The sequence below is a fragment of the Streptomyces fuscichromogenes genome, from assembly GCF_014645815.1.
In the GTDB taxonomy this organism is placed as follows: Bacteria; Actinomycetota; Actinomycetes; order Streptomycetales; family Streptomycetaceae; genus Streptomyces; species Streptomyces fuscichromogenes.
The window spans coordinates 1-10,028 of record NZ_BMML01000062.1 but is presented as its reverse complement, the minus strand read 5'-3'; the positions used below and the strand labels follow the sequence as shown (position 1 = coordinate 10,028).

The 10,028-nt window shown below is 74.6% G+C and carries 5 protein-coding genes; all 5 read right to left on the bottom strand.

All coding sequences use genetic code 11. From position 1 onward, the window contains the following. The coding region (locus tag IEZ11_RS49620) for a beta-ketoacyl synthase N-terminal-like domain-containing protein (protein WP_189269716.1) at nt 1-207 on the bottom strand (207 nt) is incomplete at its 3' end. 11 nt (nt 208-218) lie between these two features. Then, complete coding sequence (locus tag IEZ11_RS49615) at nt 219-3,356, bottom strand: type I polyketide synthase (protein ID WP_189269715.1); 3,138 nt, start codon at nt 3,354-3,356, stop codon at nt 219-221. Beyond that, on the bottom strand, nt 3,353-6,547 hold the full coding sequence (locus tag IEZ11_RS49610) for a non-ribosomal peptide synthetase (protein ID WP_189269714.1): 3,195 nt from the start codon (nt 6,545-6,547) through the stop codon (nt 3,353-3,355). The genes IEZ11_RS49615 and IEZ11_RS49610 overlap by 4 nt, the downstream gene beginning before the upstream one ends. Before the next feature lie 48 nt (nt 6,548-6,595). Beyond that, nucleotides 6,596-7,432, bottom strand: a complete 837-nt coding sequence (locus tag IEZ11_RS49605; protein ID WP_189269713.1) for a hypothetical protein — start codon at nt 7,430-7,432, stop codon at nt 6,596-6,598. An 83-nt stretch (nt 7,433-7,515) separates the two neighbouring features. Further along, the coding region (locus IEZ11_RS52155; RefSeq protein ID WP_189269712.1) for a type I polyketide synthase at nt 7,516-10,028 on the bottom strand (2,513 nt) is incomplete at its 5' end.

Genomic DNA, 10,028 nt, shown 5'->3' with positions numbered 1-10,028 from the left:
CGCATCAAAACCGTCCACCGACCGCAGGAAACCACCCCGCACAACCCCCACATCACCCCGCCCCGACGGCACCGGCCCCACCACCTCACGACCCGCCGCCACCACATCCCACAACTCCCCCGCACTCCCCGCACCCGCAACCCGGCACGACACACCCACCACAGCGACGGCATCCTCGAACAGCGCGGCATTCTGCTTCTTCGGCATGGCGGTGAGCCTCATTTCTCGGTGATGAGGGAATCCACGTATTCCGCGATGGATTCGAGGGTCGGGCAGTCGTAGACGATCGTGGCCGGGAGGTCGAGTGCGGTTGCCTCGGCGGTTTTGTTGCGCAGGTCGACGGCCATGAGGGAGGTGAATCCCATGTCGAGCAGGGGTACTTCGGGGCGTACGTCGGCGGCGCTGTCGGCGCCGGTGACCTCGGCGGCCAGGTCGCGCAGGACGGCCAGGAGCAGTGGGCGGCGTTGGGCGGGGGCGGCTGCGCGCAGGCGGGCGGCGGTGCCGGGTTCGTCCGGGTCGTGGGGTGTGGCGGGGCCGCTGTCCGTGTCCGCGAGGGTGGGGGCGGGGGTGGGGTGGTGTCGGGCGGGGGTGACCGCGTCGAGCCAGTAGGTGCGGTGCTGGAAGGCGTAGGGGGGCAGTTCCGCCGGGGCGGCGGGGTGGCCGGTGGTCTGTGCGGACCAGTCGACGGGGGTGCCGCGGACGTAGAGGCGGGCGAGTGCGGTGAGGAACGCGGTGGTCTCGTCCTGGTCGCGGCGGGCCAGCGGCACGGCTTCGGCGGGGGTGGTTCCCGGGTGGTCGGCGAGGCATTCGGTGACCATCGGGGTGAGTACGCTGTCGGGGCCCGCTTCCAGGTAGGTGCCGGTGTCGTGGTCGGCGAGCCAGCGGATGCCGGAGGCGAAGCGCACGGTGTCGCGGACGTGGCGCACCCAGTAGTCGGGTGAGGCCAGTTCCTGTGCGGTGGCGGCGGTCCCGGTGACGTTGGAGACGACGGGGATCGCGGGGGCGGCGGGGGTGAGTTTGCGGGCGGCCGCGGCGTAGGCGTCGAGCATGCCGTCCATGTGGGGCGAGTGGAATGCGTGACTGACCGTCAGTTGTTTGGTGCGGCGGCCCAGTTCGGTGAAGTGGGTGCGGATGCGGGCCACGGCGTCGGGGTCGCCGGAGACGACCGTCGAGGTGGGGCCGTTGTCGGCGGCGAGGGCGATGTGCGCCTCCTGGCCGGCGAGCAGCGGCCGTACCTCGTCGGCGGCGGCCTGGACGGCGAGCATCGCGCCGCCGGGCGGGCGGGCCTGCATCAGCCGGCCGCGGGCGGCGACCAGGGCGGCCGCCTCGGAGAGCGGCCAGACGCCGGCGACGTGGGCGGCGGTGAGTTCGCCGATGGAGTGGCCGGCGAGGAAGGCCGGGCGTATGCCGAAGGCCTCCAGGAGCCGGTACTGGGCGACCTGGAAGGCGAAGATGCCGGCCTGGGTGTAGGCGGTGCGGTCGATGAGTTCGCGGTGGGGCGAGTCGGGTGCGGCCCACAGGACTTCGCGCAGCGGGACGTCCAGGTGGGCGTCGAGGGCGGCGCAGGCCTTGTCGAAGGCTTCGGCGAAGACGGGGAAGCGGTGGTGCAGGGCGCGGCCCATGCCGGGGCGCTGGGAGCCCTGTCCGGAGAAGAGGACGGCCAGCGGCGCGCGGGCCGCGGGGGCGGGGGCGCCGCGCACGGTCCCGGGGGCGCCGGCGCCGCGGGCCAGCCGGGCCAGGCCGTGCCGGAGGGTGTCGCGGTCGGTGCCGACGACGACGGCCCGGTGTTCGAAGGGGGTGCGGCCGGTGCCCAGGGTGTGGGCGATGTCGGCGAGGGGCGGGCCGGGGCGGGCGTCGAGGTGCGGGGCGAGCCGGGCGGCCTGGTCGCGCAGGGCGCGCGGGGTGCGGGCGGCCAGCGGCCAGGCGAGCGGGACCGGTCCGGGGGCGGGGCCGGCCGCCGGTTCGGGCTGGGGTGGTTCCTCGACGATGACGTGGGCGTTGGTGCCGCTGATGCCGAACGAGGAGATGCCGGCGCGGCGCGGGCGCTCGCCGCGCGGCCAGGGCACGGTGTCCGTCAGCAGGGCGACGGTGCCCGCGCTCCAGTCGATGTGGCCGGTCGGGTTGTGGGCGTGCAGGGTGGGCGGCAGGCTCTGGTTGCGCAGGGCCATCAGCATCTTGATGACACCGCCGACTCCGGCGGCGGCCTGTGCGTGGCCGATGTTGGACTTCAGGGAGCCCAGGTGCAGCGGGCGGGCGGTGTCGCGGCCGTGGCCGTAGACGGCCTGGAGTGCCTGGGCCTCGATCGGGTCGCCGAGGGTGGTGCCGGTGCCGTGTGCCTCGACGGCGTCGATGTCGCCCGGGGCGAGCCGGGCGTCGGCGAGCGCGGCCTGGATGACGCGCTGCTGGGAGGGGCCGTTGGGGGCGGTGAGTCCGCTGCTGGCGCCGTCCTGGTTGACGGCGCTGCCGCGCAGCACGCCGAGGACGGGGCGGCCGGCCCGGCGGGCGTCGCTGAGCCGCTGGAGGTAGAGCACGCCGACGCCCTCCGCCCAGCCGGTGCCGTCGGCGTCGGCGGAGAAGGACTTGCAGCGTCCGTCGGGGGCGAGGCCGCGCTGGCGGGCGAACTCGACGAAGGTGCCCGCGGTGGCCATCACGGTGACCCCGCCGGCGAGGGCGGTGGTGCACTCGCCGCGGCGCAGGGCCTGGCAGGCGAGGTGCAGGGCGACCAGGGAGGAGGAGCAGGCGGTGTCGAGGGTGAGTGCGGGTCCTTCCAGGCCCAGGGAGTAGGAGATGCGGCCGGAGGCGACGCTGGGGGCGCTGCCGGCGCCGATGTAGCCCTCGTATCCGTCGGGGGCGGGGGCGAGGCGGGAGCCGTAGTCGCTGTACATGACGCCGACGTAGACGCCGGTGCGGCTGCCGCGCAGGGAGCGCGGGTCGGTGCCGGAGCGTTCGATGGCGGCCCAGCTGTGCTCCAGGAGGAGCCGTTGCTGGGGGTCGATGGCGAGGGCTTCCTTGGGGGTGATGCCGAACAGGCCGGCGTCGAAGGCGGTGGCGTCGGTGAGGAAGCCGCCCTGGCGGGTGTAGCAGGTGCCGGGGGTGTCGGGGTCGGGGTCGTAGAGGCCCTCCAGGTCCCAGCCCCGGTCGGTGGGGAAGCGGCCGACGGCGTCGGTGCCGTCGGCGACCAGCTGCCACAGGTCCTCGGGGGAGCTGACGCCGCCGGGGTAGGCGCAGCTCATGCCGGTCACGGCGACGGGCTCGTGGCGGGCGCTCTCCAGTTCGTCGATGCGGCGGCGTGCCTCGCGCAGGTCGAGGGTCATCCGCTTGAGGTATTCGAGGAGTCTGGGGTCCTGGCCGCTCATCGTGCCGCTCCTTGCGGATCGGTCGCCGGGGCCGGCGCGCTCTGCGGGGCTGTCTCGGTGGCCGGTGTGCGGTGCTGTGCGGCGCGGATGCGGGCGGCGGTGCCGTGCGGGGTGGCGTCGTTGTAGAGGTCGACCATGCGCAGTGTGGTGCCGAAGCGGCTCTCGACGAGCTGGGCCAGCTGGGCGGCGAGCAGGGAGTGGCCGCCGTGGGCGAAGAAGTTGGAGGTGGCGCCGACGTCGTTGCGCTGCAGGAGCTCGCGCCACAGGCCGACGAGCCCGGCGACGAGTTCGTCGCTGTCCTCGGCGCCGGCGGTGGTGCCGGCCCGTTCCTGGCGGCGCTGGGCGGCGAGCCGGGTCAGCGCCAGGTGGTCGGTCTTCTGGCTGACGGTGGTGGGGAAGGCGTCCACGGTCAGGTACTCCTGGGGTACGGCCGCGCTGGGCAGGGCGGCACGGGCGTGCTGCCAGAGCCGGTCGGCGAGGCCGTGGGGTTCGGCGCCGTCCGCGGGGACGAGGAAGGCGACCAGGGCGGGTCCGGAGGGTGCGTCGTCGACGACGACGGCGGTGCGTGCCGCGTCGGGATGTTCGAGGAGGACGGCCTCCACCTCGCCGAGTTCGATGCGGTTGCCGCGTACCTTGACCTGGCGGTCGACGCGGCCGTGCAGTTCGAGGGTGCCGTCGGGCCGCCAGCAGGCCAGGTCGCCGGTGCGGTAGTGGCGGCCGTGGACGGGGTGGTCGGTGAAGCGTTCGGCGGTCAGTTCGGGCCGCCGGTGGTAGCCCGCGGCCACGCCGTGCCCGGCGACGCAGAGTTCGCCGCGCACGCCGATGGGCAGTTCGCGGCCCGCCTCGTCGACGACGAACGCCACGGTGTTGGAGACGGGCACGCCGATGTCGACGCGGGCGGTGGCGTCGGGCACCACGCCGCAGGTGGAGTAGACGGTGGTCTCGGAGGGGGCGTAGGCGTTGCGGAGTTCGCAGCCGGCCGCGGTGATCCTGCGGGCCAGGGCGGGGGGCAGCGGTTCGCCGCCGGTGAGCCCGCGCACTCCGGCGAGCCGGTCCGCGGCCGCGTCGACGATGGTCCGCCAGGTGGTGGGGGTGGCCTGGAGGATGCCCACGTCATGGCGCAGGAGCAGGGTGTGCAGTGCGGCGCCGTCGGTGCGGGCGGTGTCCGGGGCCACGGCGACCCGGCCGCCGGTGACGAGGGGTACGAACAGTTCGACGGAGGAGATGTCGAAGGTGAAGGTGGTCAGCCACAGGGTGGTGTCGGCGGGCGCGGCGCGCAGTTCGCCGGCGAAGTGCGCGATGACGTTGGCGATGCCCCGGTGGGTGATGACGGTGCCCTTGGGCAGTCCGGTGGAGCCGGAGGTGTAGATGAGGAAGGCGGTGTCGTCGGGTGCGGGGGCCGCGGCGAGGTCGTCGTCGGACGGTACGGCGGTGACGCCGTCGGCCCGCGCCATGCCGAGGACCGGCACGCCCGGCGCGGCCTCGATGTCGATGCCGGGGGCGGCGAGGACCGCGGTGGCACCGGAGTCCTCCAGCAGATAGGCGGTGCGACGGGCCGGGTGGTCGGGGTCGAGCGCGACGTAGGCGGCGCCGGTCAGCCAGGTGCCCAGGACGGCGGCGGCGAGTTCCGGACCGCGCCGCCCGGCCAGCGCCACGACCGAACCCCGGGTCACGCCCGCGGCGGCGAGCAGGTCCCGGTCGGCGAGGGCCGCCGCCCACAGCTGCCCGTAGCTGCTGGTGCGGTCGCCGGTGACCACGGCGGGCGCGTGCGGGGCGGCGGTGACGCTGTCGGCGAGGTCCCGCGGCAGACCGCCCGGCAGGACGGCCCGGCCGGTGGCGTTGGCCCTGCCGATGACGGCGGTGTCCATGGCGCTGTGCACGGAGACCTCGCCCATGGGCCGGTCGGGGTCGGCGCCGAGCGCGGTCAGCAGGGCGTCGTAGCGCTCCACGAGCAGTTCGGCGTCGCGGCGGCCGAGGACCTCGGTGTAGAAGACGCCCCGGATCCTGATCTCCTGGGGCGAGGAGAAGAAGAAGAACTCCAGGTCGAACTTGCTGTGCCCGTTCTCGATCAGCAGCCGCCGGGCGCCGGTCCCGTCGATCTCGAAGTGCTCGGGCCCGGCGTCCGGCACGTAGTTGAACAGATGCCGGAAGACCGTGTTCCGCCAGGTCGCCCCGGTGTGCTCGATCTCCGGCAGCAGCGCGTCGACCGGCACGTCGGTGTGGGTCATCGCGCCGAAGAACGCCTCACGGGCGCGGGCGGTCAGGTCCCGGAAGCCCGCGGCCAGGTCGACGTACGCCCGCAGCGGCAGGGTGTTGACGTGGTAGCCGATGGCGCGGGGCGCCTGCGGGCCGCGCACGCTGACCGGGGAGCCGACGACCAGGTCGGGTCCGGCGCCGTGCCGGGCGAGCAGCAGGTAGTAGGCGGCCAGCAGCACCACGGCCTCGGGGGCGCGCAGTTCGCGCTGGAGCCGGCGTACCGCGTCATGGGCCTTGTCGGAGAGCGTGTGCAGGACGTAGTCGCCGGTCAGGGTGGGCTCGGGGACGTCCTGGGTGCCGCAGGACAGGCCCAGGGCACGGGGGTCGAAGCCCTTCAGGTGCTCGCGCCAGTAGGCGAGGCTCTGCTCCTCGTAGGGGGCGGGGCGCAGCGCCGGCTGGACCTCCAGCAGGCTCTCGGGAGTCCCGAGTCCGGCGGAGGCCGCCTCGTAGGCCTCGATGAACTCCTGGAGCAGGATGGCGGAGGAGATCGCGTCGAAGACGATGTGGTGGACGACGACGCACACCACGTCCCCGTCGGGGGCCTGGAGGTGCGCGGCCCGTACCAGGGGCCGCCCGTCGAACGCGAACGGCTCGCGCACCACCGCGTCGATCCGCTGCGCCACCTCGTCCTGGCCGGTCTCCTGGCCGTCCACCGCCACGGTGAACCGCTCGGCGGGCACGGTCTGCTTGACCAGGCCGGCGGCGGTGCCGTAGAAGACCGTGCGCAGGATGTCGTGCCGGCGCAGCAGCGCGTCCAGGGCCTGCTGGATCTCCCACTCCCCCAGCGGGCCCTCGGCGCTGAAGACGACGGAGAGGTTGTTGACGGCGCTGTCCGGGACGAGCTGTTCGAGCAGCCACAGCGCCTGCTCCTTGCGGTTGGCCGCGACGAGGGCGGGCGCCGGGCCGTCCACCGGCAGGGCGGGAGTGGTGAGCATTCCGGGTTCCTTCACGGGTCGGGAGGCAGGCGGTGGGCGGGCCCTGGGCTAGGCGCGGTCCCTGATCAGGGCGGCGACGGCGGTGCCGATGGCGGGGGTGCGCAGCAGGTCGACGTGGGCGACGTCGAAACGCAGCTCCTCGGCGGCGACCTCGTCGTAGCGGCCCGGGTGCAGCGCGCGCAGCGCGTTCAGGCCGCTGGTGGGCGTCGCGGAGGTGATCACGGTCGAGCGGCCCCAGACCGGCATCGGCTCGATCTGCTCGGCGGTCGCCAGGTACGACAGGAACGCCCCGGCGGTCTCGGTCAGTTCGGACCGGCGGGCGGCGTCGATGCCCAGCTTGTCGAAGGCCTTGGTGGCGACGGCGTGGTAGAGCACGAGCAGGTGCCGGGCCAGGTCGGCCAGGTCCCCGCTGTCCTCCTGGGCGCGCTGCCCGGCGTCCTGCGCGAAGCCCGTCTCGGCCGCGCCGATGGTCGGCGCCATCTGGCCGACGGCCTTGTGGAACTGCCAGTACATGCTGGCCGCCGACGCCCGCTCGGGGTCGAAGAGCACGGTGAGCGGGAAGCCGCCCTGCAGGGCCTCGATCTCGCGGGCGACGGCGGCGGCGTAGACACTGCCCGCGCAGAACCCGAGGACCGCCCTGACCCGGCGGCCGCTCGCCCTGACCTCGTCGGTCCACTGCTTGACGTACGCCTCGGCCGGCAGGTCGGGGCGGGTGGCGACGGCCTGCGGGACGGTCTCCCACACGGTCAGGCCCGTGCCGAGGTGGGCGACGAAGTCGGTGAACCGTGCCTCGGCCCGGCCGGTGGCGTCGAAGTCGCAGGCGAGGACGACGGAGGTGGGGTCGTCATCGGTGAGCACGTTCCAGGTGGAGGGTGCGTGGGACATGGTGCCTTCCTGTTCTCTCGGTTGGCTGCGGCCGGTGGCGGTGGCCGTGGCGGTCGCGGCGGGTGCGCGAGGGCCGTGCGGATTCAGTCCGTGCGCCCGAACTCCTCGTCGATCAGGTCGAAGATCTCGGCGGCCGAGGCGTCCTGGATGCGGGCGACGGCGTCCGCCTCCTCGCCGGCGGCGCGCCCGGACGCGGGCAGGAGCTCGGCGAGCAGCCGCTCCAGCCGGCCGGCCACCGCCCTGCGCAGGCCGTCGTCGGTGTCGGTGTCGGCGGCCAGCGCCGCCTCCAGCCGGTCCAGTTCGGCGAGCACCGGTGCGGGCGCCTGCGGCGGCCGGCACGTCTGCCACAGGTACCTGGCCAGGTCCACCGGTGTCGGATAGTCGAAGACGAGGGTGGCCGGCAGCGGGACGCCGGCGGCGGCGCTCAGCCGGTTGCGCAGCTCGACCGCCGTCAGCGAGTCGAACCCGACGCTCTTGAACGGCTGCTCGTCCTCGATGCGGCTGTCGTCAAGATGGCCCAGCACCGCCGCCACCGTGGTCCGCACCAGCCGCAGGCACAGCTCCAGCTGCTCCGCCCGGCCCAGTGCGGAAAACCGCTCGGACAGCGGCACCCCGCCGCCCCGGGCACCGCGCGCCGCCGAACGCCGCACCAGTCCGCGCAGCCGGGCGGCGAGCGTCCCGGCCTCGGCCCGCTCCCGCAGGCCGGCCAGGTCGAACCGGGCCGCGACCAGCAACGGCCGCGGGTCACCGAGGACCGCGTCCAGCAGCGCGAGCCCCTCGGGCACGGTCAGGGCCCGCAGCCCGCCGAGCCCGGTACGGGCCGCGCCCATGCCGTCCTGCTCCCCGGTGCCCTGCCACAGCCCCCAGGCGACCGAGGTCGCGGCCAGGCCCAGGGCCCGGCGGTGGTGCGCGAGGGCGTCCAGGAAGGTGTTGGCGGCCGCGTAGGTGGCCTGCCCGGCGTTGCCGGCCTGCCCGGCGACCGAGGAGAACAGCACGAACGCGGCCAGCTCACCGTCGCGGGTCAGCTCGTGCAGATACCGGGCCCCGTCCGCCTTGGGCCGCCACACCCGCGCCAGCCGGCCGGCGTCCAGCGACTGCACGACCCCGTCGTCCAGGACACCCGCCGTATGGAAGACACCGGTCAGCGGATGCCCCGGGTCGACCGTGCCGAGCACCTCGGCGAGCGCGTCACGGTCACCGACGTCACAGGCGGCCAGGACCGCCTGGGCACCGGCGGCCCGCAGCTCCTCCAGCAGCTCCGCGGCCCCCTCGGCGGCGGGCCCGCGCCGGCTCAGCAGCAGGAAACGCCGCACGCCGTGCGCGACGGCCAGGTGCCGGGTCACCGCACTGCCGAGCGCGCCGGTGGCACCGGTGACCAGCACGGTGCCCTCGGGGTCCAGCCCCGCGCCGACGACGTCGGGTTCGGTCGCGGCCAGCCGGGGCACGGTCATCCGCCCGTCGGCGAGCCTCAGTTCCGGCTCGTCGCAGGCCAGGGCCCGGGGCAGCGCCGCCAGACTCCCGGCGTCGTCCGCGTCCATCTCCACGAGCCGGACCCGTCCCGGGTTCTCGGCGGCGACGGTACGCAGCAGCCCCCACACGGCGGCGGTCCGCAGACCCTCCTCGGCACCGGACTCCGCTCCCGGGCCGCCGTCGACCACGACCAGGGTGGAGCCGTCCCGGGCCGGGTCGGCCAGCCAGCCCCGCACCAGATCGAGGAACCGTCCGGCCTCGGCCGCGGCACCGTCCTCACCGCCGCGTCCCGCGGTGACCAGCAGGTACCGGACGGCACGGTCCGGTACACCGGTCACCGCGATCCCCAGGCGGGCCCCGAGCCCGAGCGTGTCCTCGCCCCAGACCACGGCCTCGCGCTCCAGATCCACACCGCTCACCGCAAGCTCGGCATCCGCCCAGACGACGTCGTACACAGGCGCACGATCACCCCGGCCACCGCCGAACTGGTCGGTGGTGATGGGGTGGAGGGTGAGTTGGTTGATGGTGAGGGTGGGGGTGGTGGGGTGGTGGGGGGTGGTGGCGGTGAGGTGGTAGGTGGTGGGTGTGGTGTGGTGGGGGGTGTGGTGGGGGGTGTGTCCGGTGGGGGTGAGGGTGGCGTGGAGGGTGGTGGGTGGTTGGGGGGTGGGGTGGTGGGTGGTGTGGTGGAGGGTGTGGGGGATGAGGGTGGTGGTGAGGTCGGGGGTGGTGGCGAGGAGGGCGTGGAGGGCGGCGTCGAGGAGGGCGGGGTGGAGGGTGTGTCCGGTGGGGTTGAGGGTGTCGGGGAGGGTGAGGGTGGCGTGGAGTTGTCCGGTGGCGGGGTTGTGGGTGAGGTGGGTGAGGTTGTGGAAGGCGGGGCCGTATGTGTAGTGGTGGTCGGTGAGGCGGTCGTAGAGGTGGGTGAGGTCGACGGGGGTGGTGTGGGGGGGTGGCCAGGCGGTGTGGTCGACCGGCGGGTTCTGCTCGGGTGGGGTGGGGTTGTGGGTGAGGGTGGCGGTGGCGTGGAGGGTCCATGCCGGGGTGTCGGGGTCTTCGGTGTCGGTGTCGGGGCGGGTGTGGATGGTGAGGGTGGTGGTGTCGGGGTCGGGGTGGGTGGTGATCTGGAGGG